14 protein-coding genes and 2 pseudogenes are annotated in these 17,175 nt (G+C 70.0%); 2 read left to right on the top strand and 14 right to left on the bottom strand.

From position 1 onward, the window contains the following. Nucleotides 1–129 precede the first annotated feature (129 nt). The 4 genes from E3T24_RS10770 to E3T24_RS10755 form a co-directional block, all read right to left on the bottom strand. Nucleotides 130–918, bottom strand: coding sequence for an ABC transporter permease subunit (locus tag E3T24_RS10770; RefSeq protein ID WP_241976035.1), 789 nt, complete (start codon nucleotides 916–918; stop codon nucleotides 130–132). 17 nt (nucleotides 919–935) lie between these two features. Further along, complete coding sequence (locus tag E3T24_RS10765; protein WP_134434611.1) at nucleotides 936–2,036, bottom strand: ABC transporter ATP-binding protein; 1,101 nt, start codon at nucleotides 2,034–2,036, stop codon at nucleotides 936–938. A 133-nt stretch (nucleotides 2,037–2,169) separates the two neighbouring features. Continuing rightward, nucleotides 2,170–2,868, bottom strand: a complete 699-nt coding sequence (locus tag E3T24_RS10760; protein ID WP_174776164.1) for a TrkA family potassium uptake protein — start codon at nucleotides 2,866–2,868, stop codon at nucleotides 2,170–2,172. After that, complete coding sequence (locus E3T24_RS10755; protein WP_134402981.1) at nucleotides 2,861–4,228, bottom strand: potassium transporter TrkG; 1,368 nt, start codon at nucleotides 4,226–4,228, stop codon at nucleotides 2,861–2,863. The genes E3T24_RS10760 and E3T24_RS10755 overlap by 8 nt, the downstream gene beginning before the upstream one ends. A 220-nt stretch (nucleotides 4,229–4,448) precedes the next feature. Here E3T24_RS10755 and E3T24_RS10750 point away from each other — a divergent pair, with 220 nt between their 5' ends. Continuing rightward, nucleotides 4,449–4,979: a hypothetical protein gene (locus E3T24_RS10750; RefSeq protein ID WP_134367967.1), complete on the top strand. Its 531-nt coding sequence runs from the start codon at nucleotides 4,449–4,451 to the stop codon at nucleotides 4,977–4,979. Between the two features lie 90 nt (nucleotides 4,980–5,069). Here the strand turns inward: E3T24_RS10750 and E3T24_RS10745 are convergent, their stop codons facing one another. The 10 genes and pseudogenes from E3T24_RS10745 to E3T24_RS18275 all read right to left on the bottom strand — a co-directional run bounded on the left by E3T24_RS10745 (nucleotide 5,070) and on the right by E3T24_RS18275 (nucleotide 16,617). After that, entirely contained in the window at nucleotides 5,070–6,953 is a 1,884-nt protein-coding gene (locus tag E3T24_RS10745) for a helicase HerA-like domain-containing protein (protein ID WP_134434612.1), read from the bottom strand. Nucleotides 6,954–7,035: 82 nt separating this feature from the next. Next, nucleotides 7,036–7,824: a GNAT family N-acetyltransferase gene (locus E3T24_RS10740; RefSeq protein WP_134402982.1), complete on the bottom strand. Its 789-nt coding sequence runs from the start codon at nucleotides 7,822–7,824 to the stop codon at nucleotides 7,036–7,038. 366 nt (nucleotides 7,825–8,190) lie between these two features. Beyond that, nucleotides 8,191–9,564: an FAD-binding oxidoreductase gene (locus tag E3T24_RS10735; RefSeq protein WP_134434610.1), complete on the bottom strand. Its 1,374-nt coding sequence runs from the start codon at nucleotides 9,562–9,564 to the stop codon at nucleotides 8,191–8,193. 179 nt (nucleotides 9,565–9,743) lie between these two features. Next, a complete protein-coding gene (locus E3T24_RS10730) occupies nucleotides 9,744–10,178 on the bottom strand; it encodes a DUF805 domain-containing protein (protein ID WP_134364820.1) in 435 nt (144 codons plus the stop codon). Nucleotides 10,179–10,568: 390 nt separating this feature from the next. Next, complete coding sequence (locus E3T24_RS10725) at nucleotides 10,569–11,282, bottom strand: phosphatase PAP2 family protein (protein ID WP_134364819.1); 714 nt, start codon at nucleotides 11,280–11,282, stop codon at nucleotides 10,569–10,571. 433 nt (nucleotides 11,283–11,715) lie between these two features. Beyond that, the gene (locus tag E3T24_RS10715; protein ID WP_241976037.1) at nucleotides 11,716–12,993 is read right to left on the bottom strand and encodes a multidrug effflux MFS transporter; all 1,278 of its coding nucleotides are present in this window, start codon (nucleotides 12,991–12,993) and stop codon (nucleotides 11,716–11,718) included. 448 nt (nucleotides 12,994–13,441) lie between these two features. Then, a complete protein-coding gene (locus E3T24_RS10705; RefSeq protein WP_134434607.1) occupies nucleotides 13,442–14,614 on the bottom strand; it encodes an ROK family transcriptional regulator in 1,173 nt (390 codons plus the stop codon). Between the two features lie 47 nt (nucleotides 14,615–14,661). Next, nucleotides 14,662–14,883: pseudogene (locus tag E3T24_RS10700) on the bottom strand (family 1 glycosylhydrolase); the annotation flags it as partial. A 49-nt stretch (nucleotides 14,884–14,932) separates the two neighbouring features. After that, the gene (locus tag E3T24_RS10695) at nucleotides 14,933–16,219 is read right to left on the bottom strand and encodes a hemolysin family protein (protein WP_134364815.1); all 1,287 of its coding nucleotides are present in this window, start codon (nucleotides 16,217–16,219) and stop codon (nucleotides 14,933–14,935) included. An 11-nt stretch (nucleotides 16,220–16,230) separates the two neighbouring features. Further along, the gene (locus E3T24_RS18275; RefSeq protein WP_134364814.1) at nucleotides 16,231–16,617 is read right to left on the bottom strand and encodes a LacI family DNA-binding transcriptional regulator; all 387 of its coding nucleotides are present in this window, start codon (nucleotides 16,615–16,617) and stop codon (nucleotides 16,231–16,233) included. A 135-nt stretch (nucleotides 16,618–16,752) separates the two neighbouring features. Between E3T24_RS18275 and E3T24_RS10685 the strand changes: the two are divergent. Continuing rightward, a pseudogene (locus E3T24_RS10685) lies at nucleotides 16,753–17,175 on the top strand (transposase); the annotation flags it as partial.

The raw sequence follows: 17,175 nt of genomic DNA, 5'->3' as shown, positions 1-17,175 counted from the left end.
CACGGCACGGCGGCACGGCACGGCGGCACGGCACGGCGGCACGGCACGGCACGGCGGCACGGCACGGCGGCACGGCGGCACGGGCACGGCGGCACGGGCACGGCGGCATCCTGCGAGCGCGACCCGGGATCAGGCGGAGATGTCCCGCCGGTTCAGGCCGACCACGGCGAGCGCCACGAGCAGCAGGCTGAGGCCGGAAAGCAGGGCCACCGCGCCCCAGTCGACCCCATCGAGCAGCGGCTGGTCGCCGAACGCCCAGTTGTAGGGCGAGTACCGGTGCAGCCATTCCAGGTCGGGGTTCTGGTTGCCGATCCCGTTCAGGGCATAGCCGAGCACCGCGATCCCCGAGCCCGCGACGAGGGCGGGCAGGCGGCGACCGGTCCACGCCCCCACGGCGAGCGCGACGGCACCCGACAGAAGCGTGAGTGCCGCGAAGACGACGGATGTCCCCACCGCCTTGACCGGATCGACGTTCAGATTCGCCGGGCCGTTCAGCAGCAGCACCATGACCAGGGTGACTCCCGCGAGGACGAGGACCTGCAGGACCAGGGCCAGCGCGCGCTCGAGCACGATCTGGGTGCGGGTGACCGCGTGGGCGAGGGTGAGTTCGAGCCGACCGGACTCCTCGTCGCCGCCGACCGCCTGCGCGCCCCAGCTCACCGCGGCGATCGTCAGGAAGATGAAGCCGATCAGGCCGAAGATCGTGGCCTGCACGTAGCCGGCGCCGGTGGCGATCAGGTCGTAGTTGAGCGCCCTGATCATCGCCTGCGGCATGCTCTTGATGAGGTCGTCGAGGATGGCCGAGGAACCGAAGGTGCGATACAGCGGCAGGTACACCAGCGTGGACACCACGATGGCCAGGACCCAGCCGAGCAGGCCGGCCCAGGAGTCCCGGGCCGCCTTCGTGAAGAGGGGCATCCGGCTAGCCACGGGAGTCACCCCCCGGGCTCGGAGGCCGGGTGCTCGGACCTCGGCGGCTCAGAGGCCGGGTGCTCAGACCTCGGCGGCTCAGAGGCCGGGTGCTCAGACCTCGGCGGCTCAGACCCCGGCGCCTCGGAGTAGAGCGCCAGCACGGCTTCCTCCAGGTTGGGTTCCTCCAGGCTCAGGTCGAGCAGGGACAGCCCGGCGACGGCGGCGACGAACGGCTGCACGGGACCGGCGAGCGTGCCGCGGCATTCGACGACCGCGGGAGTGCCGGACGCTCCGGTGAAGGACGGGGCGACCCGGAGCGACCCGGCCGGACGATCGACGGTGCGGGCGGTGACGCCGCCGACCCCGGGCATCCGTGAGAGTCGTTCGAGCGCCTCGGCCACGGTCAGGCCCTCGGTGACGACTCGCAGGTGGCGCACGGCGGATTCGCGGAGCTCGGTGACGGTGGCCGTCTTCACCACCTGGCCCCGGCGCAGGATGGCGACGGAGTCGGCCGTGTCCTGCACCTCGCTGAGCACGTGCGAACTGAGGAAGACCGTCTGGCCGTTCGCGGCGGCCTCCCGGGCCATGGCCTGGAACTCCTGCTGCACGAGCGGGTCGAGTCCGCTGGTGGGTTCGTCGAGCACGAGCAGTCGCGGCCGGTGCAGGAACGCCTGCGCCAGGCTGAGTTTCTGCCGGTTGCCCTTGGACAGCTGCCGCACGCGCCGGTCCAGGTCGAGCCCGAGCCGCTCGGCCAGCTCGTCGACCCGCCCGGGCTCGACCGGGCCGCTGATCCGCGCGAAGTCCGTCAGCACCCGCCGGGCGGTCAGCTGGCCCGGCAGGGAGACCTCACCGGGCAGGAAACCGATCCGGCTGCGGAGCCTCGGCCCGCCGGCGCGAGGGTCTTCTCCCAGCACCCGGAGGTGGCCCGAGGTGGGACGGATGATGTCCAGCAGCAGCCGCATCGTGGTGGTCTTGCCCGCGCCATTCGGGCCGATCACGCCGAAGATGCTGCCCGCCGGGATGGCCAGGTCGACGCCGGCCAGCGCGACCGTGCCGCCGAAGCGCTTCACGAGGCCGCGGGTCTCGACGGCGAAGGGGGACGGTGGCCGTGCCGGGGAGTTCATGGGGCCATCATGGCACCGCCAGGCGGATGGCAGGCGGATGGCAGGCGGGGCCCGAGCGGCGGACGGAGCGGCGGACCGAGCGGCAGCCGAACTGGTCGCCGACGGGGTCGCCGGCCGGCGGCATCCGTGGGCCTCAGGTCAGCCGGGAGAAGGCCTCCACCTTGCGCACATCGCCGGCGATCAGGATGACGTCGTCGGCTTCGAGCCGCGTGTCGAGGGTCGTGTAGCTCCAGCCGTCGCCCGGGCGGTGGAACGCGGTGACGGTGACGCCGTGGATGGTGCGCACGCTCGACTGCCCCAGCGGCACGCCGATGATCTCCTTCGGCGGGCTCGTCTTCACCAGGGCGAAGTTCTCGTCGATCTCGATGTAGTCCTGCATCACCCCGCGCACGAGGTGGGCGACCCGCTTGCCCATGTCCTTTTCGGGGTAGATCACGTGGGAGACTCCAATCTGGCGCAGGATCTCGCCGTGCGGGTCGTTGACAGCCTTCGCCCAGATGTTGGGGATGCCGAGCTTCAGCAGCAGGGACGCGGTCAGGATGTTCGCCTGGATGTCGCCGCCGATGGCGACGACGGCACTGCTGAACTCGGGCACCGAGAGCTGCCGGAGGGTTTCCTCCTTGGTGGAGTCAGCGCGGACGACGTGGGTGAGCAGACGGTTGTGCGCCTGCACGATCTCCTCGTCTCCGTCGATGCCGAGCACCTCGGTGCCGCTGGCCATCAGCTCCAGGGCCAGCGAGCTGCCGAACCGGCCCAGGCCGATCACGACGACGGAGTCGGCCTCCGCCAGGCGGGCGGGCTGGTTGTGCCCGAACAGGGAAAACTTAGCCAATGATGGGCCTCTCCTTCGGTAATTCGTACGTGGTGCGGCGCTCTCGCAGGGCCAGAGCCGACGCGAACGCGATCGGCCCGAGCCGGCCGATGAACATGAGCAGCATCAGGATGACCTGACCCGCGACGGGCATGCTGGCGGTGATGCCGGTCGACATGCCCACGGTGCCGAAGGCGGAGATCACCTCGAACAGGAGCTGGTCGAGACTGAAATCGGTGAGCAGCATCAGGGCCACGGTGGATACCGTGATCACGGCGACGGCCAGGAGCACGATCGTGATCGCCTGGCGGTGCACGGCCCTCGAGAGGCGCTTGCCGAACACGTTCACCGCCACCTCGCCGCGGATCTCGGTCAGCATGATGAAGAAGAGCACCGCGAAGGTGGTGATCTTGATGCCGCCCGCGGTTCCGGCCGGGCCGCCACCGATCAGCATCATCACATCCATCCCCAGCAGGCTCGCGGAGTCCATCGACCCGACGTCGATGCTGTTGAAGCCTGCCGTGCGGGTCTGCACCGCCTGGAAGAACCCCACCAGGAGTTTGCTCGGCCAGTCCAGCGGGCCGAGCGTGGCCGGGTTCGACCACTCCACCGCGGTGATGTAGACGGTGCCGAGCACGAGGAGAGCGATCGTGCCCACCAGCACGATCCGGGTGTTCATGGTCCACTGCAGCGGCGCCCGAAGGTGCTTGCGCAACTGCATGATCACGGGGAACCCGAGGCCGCCGATGATAATGGCGGCGGCAACGGGAAGGCAGATGAACGGGTCGGTGGCATACGAGATGAGACTGTCGCTGAACAGGCCGAAGCCGGCGTTGTTGAACGAAGACACCGAGTGGAACACCCCGAGCCAGACCGCTCGGCCGAGGGGCTCGCCGTAGCCGATCAGGAATCGCAGGCTGAGGAGCACCGCGACGATGAGTTCCACGATCAGGGAGATGCGCACGACGCCGAGGATGAGGCCCCGCACGTCTTCGAGGCCGAGGCTGCCAGCCTCCGACGCCGTGGTGATGCGCGAGCGCAGGGACATCTTGCGCACGACGGCCAGCCCGATGACGGACGCGAACGTCATGATGCCGAACCCGCCGATCTGGATCAGAAGCAGGATGACGACCTGACCGAAGGTTGACCAGGCCGTGGCCGTGTCGACGGTGACGAGCCCCGTCACGCAGATCGCCGAGGTCGCCGTGAAGACCGCCACCAGGAACGACACCCCGCCGGGCCCGGGCGAGGCGATCGGCAGCATCAGCAGGCCCGTGCCGATCAGGATCGCCACGGCGAAACCCGCGGTGACCACCTGGGCAGGGTGCAACCGGCCCCGCGGCGTTCTCGCGCGGCTCGTCCGCGCCGACTTTGATTGCACCTGCTTACTCTACGGTTCCCGCGCCGCGCCGCGGGGCGGGTGCGGGCCGTCTTGGGGCGTTCGACGGGCCGTCTTTCCGGGTGTCGGCGCGCCGTCTTCCTCCACTTCCGATTCACGGCCGCCCCCCAAAGCGGTGGCTGCCGCGGAATCCGCAAAACAGCGATAATCTGAGTACACCGGCGAGGGGGAACCAAGGGTGAGATTCAGCGGGGGATTGCGGATGCGTACACACGCTCTGCGACCCTACGGCCGGGTTCTGCTCCAGTCCGGGCTCTCCGTGCTGGCCCTGGTCGCACCCGTCTCCGCGGTGCTTTTCTGGCTCACCATTCCCACCGGCACCTGGCAGCCGATCGCCGCCGCCCAGGGTGTTCTCGTCGGTCTCTGTGCGCTGGCGTACCTCGGTTACTCGCGCACGGTCATCCGTGTGGACGGCGAGGGGATCTCGGAACGAGGCTTCCTGGGCCGCGTCACCAACTTCGACACGGACGAGATCGGCAGCGTCGTGCTGCTGGATCTGTACCAGAGCGGGGCGCTCGACACGCATCCGCAGCTCTTCGTCACGGGCACGGACGGCCGCCTGCTGCTGCGCATGCGCGGCCAGTTCTATTCGCAGGGCGCCATGGAAACCGTCGTCGACCAGCTGGCGGCCCCCGTCGTGCGGGTGCCGGAGCCGATGACCCTGCAGGACCTCAACCGGGTGCGCCCCGAACTGTTGTACTGGTTCGAGCGGCGGCCGACCCGGGCGGAGTAGCGCCGGCGCCGCGCTCGCGGCGGTCGGCGGCGGTCAGCCGCGCTCACTGCGGTCAGCCGCGCTCACTGCGGTCAGCCGCGTTCACTGCGGTCAGCGCCGGCGGCGAGTGCCGAAGATGCCGCCCACGACGCCGGTCAGGATCGATTTGGTGACGGATGATCCGAGCACCTGCTCGAGCACGCTCTGCTGCGGGCGGGAACTCGTGCGGGTGCGGGTCGTTCCCTTCGTCTGCCGCATCAGCCGGTCGTACTCGGCCTGCGCTTTCTTCTGCGCCTTCTCCGCCTTCGCGTCGAGGAGGTCCTGCGCCTTCTCGGCGGCCGCCGCCGTTTTGGCCTGCGCGAGAGCTTCCTGCTCGGCAGCGGCGGCCCGGTTCGCCGCTTCCAACTTCACGGCCAGCATCTCCCGGGCGGAGTCGCGGTCGATCGCGGCGCCGTAGACGGCCAACAGGGGCGAAGCGGCCACGGCGGCGTCGATCTGCTCCGGCGCGGTGGGCGCCATCGATCCCCGCGGCGCGCGCAGGCGGGTCCAGGCGACGGGGCTGGGCGCCCCCTTTTCGTTCATCACCGTGACGATCGCCTCGCCCGTGCCCAGCCCGGTCAGCACCTCTTCGAGGTCGTAGCCGGAGTTCGGGTAGGTCGACACGGTCGCCCGCAACGCCTTGGCGTCATCCGGGGTGAAGGCCCGCAGCTGGTGCTGCACCCGGGATCCGAGCTGCGCGAGCACCTCCCCGGGCACGTCCTTGGGGGTCTGGGTGACGAAGAAGATGCCGACGCCCTTGGAACGGATCAGCCGCACGGTCTGGGTGATCGAGGCGAGGAAATCCTTCGAGGCGTCCTTGAACAGCAGATGCGCCTCGTCGAAGAAGAAGACGAGCTTGGGCTTGTCCAGGTCGCCCACCTCGGGCAGGTCGTTGAACAGGTCGGCCAGCAGCCACATCAGGAAGGTGGAGAACAGGGCGGGCTTGTCGGCGACGCCGGGCACCTCGAGCAGGCTGATCATGCCCCGCCCGTCCGCCGTCGTGCGGAGGAACTCGCGGGTGTCGATCTCGGGTTCGCCGAAGAACACGTCGGCACCCTGGTCGGCAAAGGTGATCAGTTCGCGCAGGATGACGCCCACGGTGGCCGGGGACAACCCGCCGAGGCCGGTCAGTTCGCCCTTGCCGGCATCGCTGATCAGGAAGCCGAGCACCGCCCGCAGGTCGGTCAGGTCGAGCAGGGGCAGGCCGGCCCGGTCGGCGTAATGGAAGACGAGCCCTAGGCTGGACTCCTGGGTGTCGTTCAGACCGAGCACCTTGCTCAGCAGCAGCGGGCCGAAGCCCGCCACCGTGGCGCGCGCCGGGATGCCCCGGCCGACCCCGCCGAGCGAGAAGTACTCGGTGGGCGACGCCTCGCCGGACCAGTCCTGGCCGATGTCCTTCGTTCGCGCGAGCAGCCTCTCGTTCGGGGTGCCCGCCGTGGCGATGCCGGACAGGTCGCCCTTGATGTCGGCGGCGAACACGGCGACCCCGTGGGCGGAGAGCTGCTCCGCCAGCACCTGGAGGGTCTTGGTCTTTCCGGTGCCGGTGGCGCCGGCGACGAGGCCGTGCCTATTGGTCATGGCCAACGGGATGCGAATGGGCACGTCGGGGCGCGCGTCGCCGTTGACGAGGGCCCCCATTTCCAGTGCCGGCCCGGCGAAGGCGTAGCCGGCGCGGATGGTCTCGACCTGCGCGGCGGTGAGCGGGCCGGCAGTGGCCGGAAGCGGCGCGGCGGGGGCCTCGGCCGGCGAATCGGGGGGCTTGGTCGGCACGGCAGGCGGCGGCGCGGCGGGGGCCTCGGCCGGCGAATCGGGGGCGGACGGAGCGGGAACGGCAGCGGCCTCGGCATCCTGCACCCGCTGCAGGGCGGCCTCCGCATCGGCCTGGGCCTGGCGCGCCGCGGCGAGCGCCGCCTGGGCCGCTTCGCGGGCGGCGGAAACGCCGCCGGGCGGGTTCATCGCTGTCATGGCGAAATACTAGTCCCCCTGATGCGGCGCGCGTCCGACGGGTTCAGCGCCTGCTGGGGCCTCGGAAGCCGGTTCAGGCGTCGGGAAGGCGGTCGGCGGCATCCGTCGTGAAGAGGTAGTCGTTGTTCGCGTTCAGCTCGGGCCGGAGTCCGCGCGAGAGCGCCGCGTCGAAGAGCCGCCGGGACTGATCGCGCAGCCGGGCGGCCGCGGCCGGGTCGTCGGCGCGCAACCGCTCGAAATCGACGTCGAGCGGCAGCCGCTCGCTCACCGCCCACTGCGGTTGCGGGGTTCCGGCGAGCGCCCGGAGTGCCCGCGGGGAGTCCATGCGCCAGCGCATTTCGAAGCGGTCACTACGGTCGCTGCCGGTGATGACGTCGTCAAGGCGGCCGTAGAAGTCGGGCAGGAAGCGCACCACCTCCGCGCCGAGTTTGATCAGGTTGAAGTGGGCGTTGCGGCGGATGAGGGGGTCGAACGTCCAGCGCATGTCGGTGATGCCGTGCTGCAGGCAGAGCGAGCGCTGGAAAAGTTTGAGGGCGTAGCCGACGCCGCTGCTGCGCTGCCACGGCACCACGGCGGACATGTGCGAGTGCAGGTGGATGCCGTCGGTCCAGCCGAGGAAGCCGAGGGTCGCGCCGACCGGTTTGCCGGCCGCGGTGGCGATCAGCACGGTGTTGCCGGCGAAGTCGAGCGCCAGGAGCATCGACCGGTCGGGGCTGCGGCCGACTCCCCAGGTGCGTTCGAACAGTCCGATCACGGCGGCCAGGTCGCCGGGTTCGGCGCTCCGCACGCTCACCCCGGCGGCGCCCGCGGCCGCATCCGCCAGCCGAACCGCTTCGTGCACAACCTCCGGTTCAACGCTCATGCGTCGAGTAGACCACACCGGGCCCGGCCCCCGGAACCTCGCCCTCCTGCGAATTCGACGGAGATTTTGCGTTAAAACACGTTATCGGGCCCCAGAACGGCCGTTTCGGGCAAAATCTCCGTCGAATTGGTTCAGGGGCGCGGCTGACGGATGCCCGGGTCCGGCGCGACCCGGCGGCCGGCCGTTGCGGCAGCATCCGTCGCCCCGCGAGCACCCTCCCCGCGACCGGGCCGCACCGCCGTGCGACCGGGGGCCTTCGTGCGAATTCGACGGAGATTTTGCGTTAAAACACGTTATCGGGCCCCAGAACGGCCGTTTCGGGCAAAATCTCCGTCGAATTGGTTCAGAGGCAGGGGCGCAGTACGGCTAGTGCCCGCGGCCCGAGACCACGTCGGCGATACTCGCGACCGGCGAGGTGGTCTGCCGCCGGGTGCGCTCCGCGTGGTCGGCGAACGAGTACGCCCGGTAGAGCGCGTGCACGGCGAGCCAGCGCAACGGCTCAGGCTCCCAGTTGCGCACCCGGTGGTTCACCCAGGGCAGCCGGGTCAGCCCGGTCTCGTTGCCGAGGATCAGGTCGGTCAGGGTGCGCCCGGCCAGGTTCGTCGTGGCCACGCCGGTGCCCACGTAGCCGCCGGCCCAGGCCAGCCCGGTCGCCGGGTCGAGACCCACGGTCGCCGCCCAGTCGCGCGGCACGCCGAGCACCCCCGACCAGGCGTGATCGATCGCGACGCCCGCCGTCGCCGGGAAGAACCGGGTCAGGATGTCCCGCAGCGCCGCCACCGTGCTCGCCGGGGTCTGGCCGTCCGAGTCCGTCTGCGACCCGAAGCGGTACGGCAGGCCCCGGCCGCCGATCGCGATCCGGTCGTCGGCCGTGCGTTGCGCGTACATGTACGCGTGCGCCATGTCGCCCAGGGTCTCCCGGCCGGCCCAGCCGATGCTGTCCCAGACGGACGGGCTGAGCGGCGCGGTCGCGATCAGCGACGAGTTCATCGGCAGCCACGCCCGGTGCAGCCCCTTCAGCCCCGCCGTGAACCCCTCCGTCGCGCGCACGACGAACTCCGCCTCCACCGCGCCCCGGTCGGTCGTCGCCCGGTGCGGCGTGATCTCGCTGACCCGGGTGTTCTCGTAGAGTTCCACGCCCAGCGCCTCGACCACCCGGGCGAGCCCGGCCGCGAGTTTGGCCGGGTGGATGCGCGCACAGTGCGGGTGCCACATCGCCCCGGTGGCGCCGGCCACGTCGATGCGGGCGCGCGCCGCCGCCGGGGAGAGGAGTTGGACATCCGTCATGGCCCACTGCTGCTCGGCCCGGGCGGACGCCTCGAGCCGCCGCTGCTGGGGCTGGTCGTAGGCGACCGTGAACTCGCCGCCCTTGACGATGTCGGCGTCGATGCCCTCGGCCGCGGCGACCCGGATCACCTCGTCGACGGTCTCGTTCATGCCGGTCTGGAACCGGGCCGCCGCGTCCCGGCCGTGCGACGCGACGTACTGCTCGCGCCCGCCGGTGACCGCGTTGGTCAGCCAGCCGCCGTTCCGGCCCGAGGCGCCGTAGCCGGCGAAGCGCTGCTCCACGATCACGATCCGCAGCGCCGGGGCGGCCTTCTTCAGGTAATACGCCGTCCACAGCCCGGTGTACCCGGCACCCACGATGCACACGTCGGCCACGATGGGCCCGGGCAGCGGGTCGCGCGGGGCCGGCCGACCGACCTGGTTCCACCAGAAGGAGACATCACCATTGATCATTCCCGCACCGCTTTCGTTCCGACGGATGTTGCGCGTTCAGTCAGAGCATCATCTCGCATCCGGCGCGGCGCGGGCGGCAATCCCCGGAGGCAGGTCCCGCCCGAGGAGCCCGTTCCGGTCGAGAGTGCCCGGTGCGCCGGTCACTCTCGACCGGAACGGGCACTCTCGCGGTGGACCCGTCAGCCCAGGCGCTGCGCGCTCGACCAGGTGGGCTCGGCCATCAGCGGCGCGGCACCCTTGTCGAACCGGGCTCCGAGCGGGTTGCTCGGCAGCACGCTGAAGACGAGGATGGCGAGGCCGCCGAGGGACGGGATCAGGCAGAGGAAGGCGAACCAGCCGGCAAAGTTCGCGTCATGCAGGCGACGCGCGAGCAGCGAGACGTTCGGAACGATGGTGGCCAGGTACACGATCATGATGAGAAAGCCGACCGGCACGAGGAGTGGTCCGGCCGCGTCGTATTCGGTGGGCGGCATGTTGAAGGCCAGCACCAGCAGCATCGGCAGGTAGAACACGACCATCCAGAGGCCCACCCACCAGTACTCGCTGCGCGAGGCCCGCCCGGTGAAGTCCGCGTACTTGCGGAAGTAGGAGGAGAGTGCGGCGACGGGCGTCATGGTGGGGTCTCTTTCATCGGCAGTACTGAGCCGGCGCAGGCCGACAGAGGCCTAACACCCCCGGGTACAGGCTACTGGTCAGCACTTCCTGTGCGCCGCTGCCCCCTCACCACGCCGCGCAACTGCCCGCGCCACTGTGCCCGTTCCGGTCGAGAGTGCCCGGTGCGCCGGTCACTCTCGACCGGAACGGGCACTCTGGCGGTGGACCGCTCCCGCGGATGCCGGGACTCGCGCCGCGAACGCGTCGCCGACGCCGCCCGCCCCGACAAGGAGGATTCTCCTGCTCGGACGGCACCCGGGGCATCCGTCGCTGTCTGCCCCTCTTTCCGCCCCTAACCAATTCGACGGAGATCCTGCCCGAATCGGGCGATTTGGGCCCGAATCCGAGTTCTAAGCGCTGTTTTTCCGTCGAATTCGCAAGGGCGGCGACGGATGCTGCGCCGCCAGTTCGCGCTCGCCCTCGAGTTTCGCGGCGACCGGGGCCCACAGCAGCACGGCGACGGCCGTGCCGAGCAGCAGCGCGCCGATCGTGTCCGTCAGCCAGTGTGCGCCCAGGTAGGTGCGGCTGACCATCATCACCAGCGTGTACAGCGCACCGGCCAGCCAGACCCAGACTCGGGGGAAGAGGATGCCCAGGCACACCGCCATGGTCGCCGCGTTGGCTACGTGACCGGACGGAAACGACCCGAAATCAGACGTGACCAGCATGTCTTGTGGTCGGGACCGGCCGAACAGGGTCTTGAGCACCTGCACCAGGCCTGAACTCGCGATCGTGGCGGCCATGAAATATCCGGCCGCCCAGGGGCGTCTCCGCACCAGCAGGAACGCCAGAATCAGCAGCGGGATCACGATCACGCCGGCGATGCCCGCCCCGAGGAAGTTCATCGCGAGCGAGAGGTACTCCCAGACTGGCGCCCGGTGCTCGATGATCTCGTCCATCCACTCGGTGTCGATCCTGAGCGGACGGCCGTTGTCGCGCACCACGATCAGCGCGCCCAGGCTCACGGCGAGCAGCAACGCGACGACCCCGCTGATCAGTGGCCAGCGGCGCGCGATGCGGCGGGTGGCGGGCGTGGCCGCGGTTTCGGGGGGTCGCTCGCTCATCATGTGTCCATGCTAGATCGGTGCGGGGCGATCGGCGCGGCGAGATCGGTGCGGGGCGATCGGTGCGGCGATCGGTGCGGGGCGATCGGTGCGGCGAGATCGGTGCGGGGCGATCGGTGCGGCGACCGTCGTGCGCGCCCGGAGTTCGGACCCCGCCGACCCGATTGCCCGGACCGAATGTGGCTAACTCAGGAGATCTGCCAGCCCGCGGCCGACGGATGCCGCAATCACGCGGCATCCGTCGCCCGCACCATGCCGCCGGCCGCGTTTCTCCTGAGTTGGCCACAGCGGAGGCGCCGGCGGCACCCGGTGGCACGGGAGATGCCGGTGGCACGGGAGATGCCGGTGGCACGGGAGACACGGGTGGCACGGGAGACACCGGTGGCACGGGAGGCACACAGCGGAGGCGCCTTCGGCCGCCGCGGAGCCTGGCCTAGTGCCCCAGCGCGGGCACCGTGCGGGGACGCACGACGAACCAGAGGGAGAGGATCGACACGAGGGCCGTGACGCCCATCACGGCGCCCATCGGCACGGCGGTGCCGACGCCGAGCACGCCGACGATCGGGGAGATCAGGCCGGCGATGCCGAAGTTCGCTGCTCCGAGCAGGGAGGCGGCGGTGCCGGCCTCGTGCGCGTGCGCGTTGAGCGCGATCACCTGCACGCTGGGAAAGGTGAAACCGCAGGCGGCGATGAAGAACCAAAGCGGCACCAGGGTGCCCCAGAGTCCCGCGCCGGCGAGGTCGAGCAGCACGATCGCGGTGGCCGTGATCGCGAGCACCACCGTGGACACCGAGATGATCCACTGCGGACCGATGTTGAAGCGGTGCATCAGGCGCGAGCTGAGCTGCACCCCCGTCACGATGCCGAGCGAGTTGACGGCGAAGAGCAGGCCGTACTGTTGCGGGCTGAACGCGTAGACCTGCTGGAACAGGAACGACGACGCCGACAGGTACGAGAACAGGCCGGTGAAGGTCATTGCCCCGATGATCGCGACGCCCACGAAGATCCGGTCGCTGAGCACCGCACGGTAGCGCTGCGCGAGCGAGCTGTGCCCCTTGACGTGGCGCTCGGCATCCGGGAGCGTCTCGACGATCCAGAACGCGACGGCCAGGATCACGACGGTGCCGTAGGCGGCGAGCACCCAGAAGATGCCGCGCCAGCTCATCACGAGCAGCAGCTGCGAGCCGATGACGGGGGCGAGAACCGGGGCCAGGCCGCTGATCAGGGCCAGACGGGAGAGCATTTTCACCAGCGGCTTGCCGCCGAACAGGTCGCGCACCATGGCCAGCGCGACGACGGCACCCGCGGCTGCGCCGAAGCCCTGCAGCAGACGGAAGACCGCGAGCCAGACGATGTCCTGCGAGAGGGCGGCGCCCACGCTCGCGAGGATGTGGAAGCCGGTTGCCAGCATCAGCGGCAGCCGGCGCCCGACCTTGTCGCTCCACGGGCCGACGACGAGCTGGCCGAAGCCGAAACCGATCATGGTGCCGGTCAGGGTCAGCTGGATGGCCGCCGCCGAGACGCCGAACTCGCCCTCCAGGGTCGGGAAGGCCGGCAGGTACAGGTCGATGGTGAACGGGCCGAGCGCGGTGAGCGCGCCGAGCACGATGATGTAGACGAGGCGCTGGCCGCGGGAGAGGGCGTCGCCGGGATGCTTCGCGGCCGACCTCAGGTCGGCGGCGGTGATGACGGTGATGGCGGCGGTAGTCACGAAGTGTTGTTCTCGGTCTCGATGGGGCAGCCCCGATGGAGCTGAGGCGTGCTGGTTGACGTTCGGTCGAGGCACCGCATCACGGGCGTCAGTACCAGCAGCGGAACACGGAACCGCTCTCAGAGACAAGACAACCACGCCCGCACCTATTCCCCCCTGCGGGGATCCCGGGCGCAACTTGCACGAATCCGCCCGATCGTGCACTGGGCGCGGGCTCGGCGGGGTACCACGGGCTCGGCGGGGGTACCGCGGCGGGCGCAGCCGCGGCGGGCGCAGGCGCGGCGGGCGCAGGCGCGGCGGGCGCAGGCGCGGCGGGGCCGCTTTCCCCGGTGGCCAGCTCAGGAGAAGACGGATGTCGCCGGCCGGGTACCGCGGGATTCCGGGGCGATGCGCGGGACATCCGTTGAATCTCCTGAGTCAGCCGCCCGGTCCAGCGGACACTTCCGGTTCAGGCCGCGGAGGACAGCCCGCTCGGATCATCGAGCAATCCCTCGAATGCGAGCTCGGCGGCGCCGATCATCAGCAGGTTCGAGCCGAGTTCGGCCGCGCTGATCCGCACACTGCCGAAGGAGGAGCCCAGGGTCATCGATGCCACGGCCAGCCGCAGGCGCTCCGGGTCGACCGAGAACAGGGCCGCGAGGAATCCGCCGAGCACGACCAGCTGCGGGTTGAGGATGTTGATCGCCCCGGCCAGGGCCACCGCGAGGAAGTCCAGCTGGCGCTCCACCTCGGCCCGCACGAGCGGCGCGTCGGAGGCGAGCAGGGCCTGCTCCAGCTCGTCGGCATCCGCGCCGGCCAGCCCGAGCACGTCCAGCAGGTCCTCCCGGGTGACCTCGGCTTCGAGTGTTCCGGCGATCCCGGCCGAATCCGTGCGGGCGCTGCCGCTGACCCGGATGTGGCCGAACTCCCCCGCATAACCGGCGATGCCGCCCACCGGGCTGCCGCCGATGATCATGCCGCCGCCGATGCCGCTGGCGCCGCCGTTGAGGTAGATGAGGTCGGTGATGCCCTTCCCCGCGCCGAAGTGCTGCTCCGCCATCGCCCCGAGGATGGCGTCGTTGGCGGCGGATACGGGGTAGCCCGTGGCCTGCTCGAGCATCTCCTTGAACGGCTCGTCCGCCCAGCCGAGGTGCGGGGCGTGCCGCACCAGGCCGTCATAGGCGCGCACGAGCCCCGGAACGGCGACGCCGATGCCGACCACCCGGAACCGGGTCTCCAGTTCGCCGCGCATCCCCTCGATCACGGCGGCGGCGATGTTCACGGCCTCGCTCGCGCTCGGCGACCGTTCGGTGGGGTAACGGATGCGGCGGTGCACGCCGCCGTCGAGCCCGACGATCCCGATGGTGACGGCGTCGATCTCGGGGTTCACGGCGAGGGCGACCACCTGCTCGGCGCAGAACACGACCGGGCTGGGCCGGCCCACCTGGTTGGTGGAGTCAGGGTCGCGCTCCCCGACGAGCCCGAGCGACTCGAGTTCGGCGACGAGAGCCGCGATGGTCGACCGGTTCAGGCCGGTCCGGCGGGTCAGCACCGCACGCGAGGTCGGCCCGTCGCGGTGCACCAGGCGCAGGATGACCGACAGGTTGCGCCGACGCACGTCGTCGTGGTTGGTTCCCTGCATCAGAGTGTCCCTTAGCCTCGCGCCTGGCCAGTCAGGTTAGGTCAAGGTTACCGGGGCACGATCCCGGAACCGGCCAACTGGGCGTACCAGAGGGCGCTGTCCTTGGGCGTGCGCACCTGGCTGTCGTAGTCCACGTGCACGATGCCGAACCGCTTCGAGAAGCCGTAGCTCCATTCGAAGTTGTCCAGCAGAGACCAGACCTGGTAGCCGCGCAGGGTCTGCACGACCTCGTCGACGAAGGCCGCGCCGTTCTCGGTGATCATCAGCGGCTGCGATCGGCGCCCGGCCAGGGCGAGCCGCCCGCGGGCGTCCCGCACCTCAGGCCGAGACCACCTCGATCATGGTGATCCGGCGCCCCTCGACGGCGGCGACCCTGAGTCGATACTCCCCGACCGGCACCGTGTCGCCGACGACGGGCAGGCGGCCGAGCCGGTCGACGATGAAGCCGGCCGCGGTCTCATACGGGCCGTCTTCGAGTTCGATCCCGGTGAACTCGGCGAAATCCTCGATGTTCACGCTGCCGTCCACGATCCGCGCCGCCCCCGGGCCGACGAAGTGGTCCAGGGCCGCGGCCACGGGCTCGTCACGCTCATCCCGCATCTCGCCGACCAGTTCTTCGACGAGGTCCTCAAGCGTCACTATGCCGTCGGTGCCTCCGTACTCGTCGATCACGACGGCAATGTGGACCCCGGCGCGCCGCAGGTGCGTCATGGCGGGCAGGATGCGGTTCGTGCCCGGCAGGAACACGATCGAGCGGGTGATGTCGGCCACCGTGGTGGCTGCCGGGTGCGACTCCGGGTCGAGAAGGTCGCGCACGTGCACGAAACCCGTCACGTCGTCAACGGATCGGCCGATGACGGGGTACCGCGTGTACGGCATCGCGCGAACCTGGGTGATCGCCTCGGCGATCGACTGGGTGCCGCTCAGGAATGCGACATCGGCGCGGTGACGCATGACCTCCGCGACGGTCCGATCCGTCGCGTTGAGGACTTCAGTCAGGATTCGGCGCTCCTCGACCTCGAGCCCCTGGTGGGCATGGAGCAGGTCGCGGAGTTCTTCGTCGGACATCTGCTCCGTCCTGGCGTGCGGGTCTCCACCGAGAATTCTCACGACGGCGTTCGTCGACACGGACAGGAACCAGATCACGGGTCGCATGAACGCAGCGAAAATCAGGAGCGGCGGCGCCAGCACGAGCGAGAAACCGGCCGCCTTCTGGAGGGCGAATCGCTTGGGCACGAGTTCACCGAGAACAAGGGAGAGATACGCGATCACGAGCGTCATCCCGACCAGGGCCAGGGTGTCCGCAGCCCCCTTCGGCAGGCCAAGCGCCACCAGCAGGGGTGTGACATCCGGGGCGAGCGTGGTGGCCCCATAGGCCGCGGAGAAGAAACCAGCGACGGTGACGCCGATTTGAACCCCCGCCAGGAACTTGTTGGGGTCGCGGGCCAGCGCCGCGACCTTCGCACCCCGACTGCCCTGCTGCCTGAGCCGGTGCAACTGGCTTTCCCGCAGGGACACCAGCGCCATCTCCGTGGCGGCGAACAGGCCGCCGGTGAGAACGAAGAGCAGCACGAGGCCGAGATTGACCAGAGTGTGAATGTCCACCAGCCGTCCGCCTAACCCCGGGAGGCCGCCGGGGTCGCGATGGAGCCCCGCTCGTAGTAGCGCGGCGGAACGAGTTCGACCCGCGGTTCGATCCGGCCGGCGACCTGCTCGATCGCGAGCTGCACCGCGCGCGTGCAGGAGTCGGCGACGGCGAGCACGAACGCCATGTGTGCGGGCGCGGAGGTCTCCGCGTGGAACGGTGCGGTCAGGGCGAAGATGTTGGTGCGCGTGCCGGCGAGCATCCGTGCCCCCGCGTTGGGCCGGTAGCCCAGCTGTTCGACGGCGTTGGTGATGCGCAGCCGGGTCGACTCCGCGATCGACCTCTTGCCGGAGAGGGCGTAGGAGACGGTGCTGATGGAGACGCCGGCCACACGCGCCACGTCGTGGATGCTTGCCATCGACCTCTCCATTCCTTGTGGCACAGTCTGCCGCATGAAGCCGTGCGCGGCATCCAACCGCGCCTATGCTGTCTAGGAGCGTGGGTCAGTAACGGCAAAGTTTAAAACGCCGCCGGATTTCCCGTCTTTGGCCGTNTGGATGACGGGGTCGAAGCTGGCGCGGGCGTGAACAAGCGATTCCGGGCGTTCGAGCCGGCGGCGGTGATGTTGGTACCGCCGTCGTTGGATGAGTGGCTGCCGCAGAATCACCTCTCCCGTTTCATCGCGGACATCGTCGAAACCCAGCTGGATCTGAAGAAGTTCTACGCGTCCTACGCGAAGACGAAGGGCCAGCCGCCTTACGACCCTCGGCTGATGGTCCGTGTCCTGCTTTACGGTATTGCGTGGGTGTTCGGTCGTCACGGGAGTTGGAACGTGTCTGCGTGGATGTGGTCGCGTTCCGTTGGCTGGCCGCGCCGCCGGAATGGTGTCATTAGGGCAGGTCGCGTTGGACGGCACCAAAGTGCGCGCGAACGCGTCCCGGCGCAAGGCCATGAGTTACGCCCGCCTGACGGAGAA

This window comes from Cryobacterium sp. TmT2-59, from assembly GCF_004403545.1.
Lineage (GTDB): Bacteria > Actinomycetota > Actinomycetes > Actinomycetales > Microbacteriaceae > Cryobacterium > Cryobacterium shii.
The sequence above is the reverse complement of the archived record's forward strand: the minus strand, read 5'-3'. Positions and strand labels throughout refer to the sequence as shown.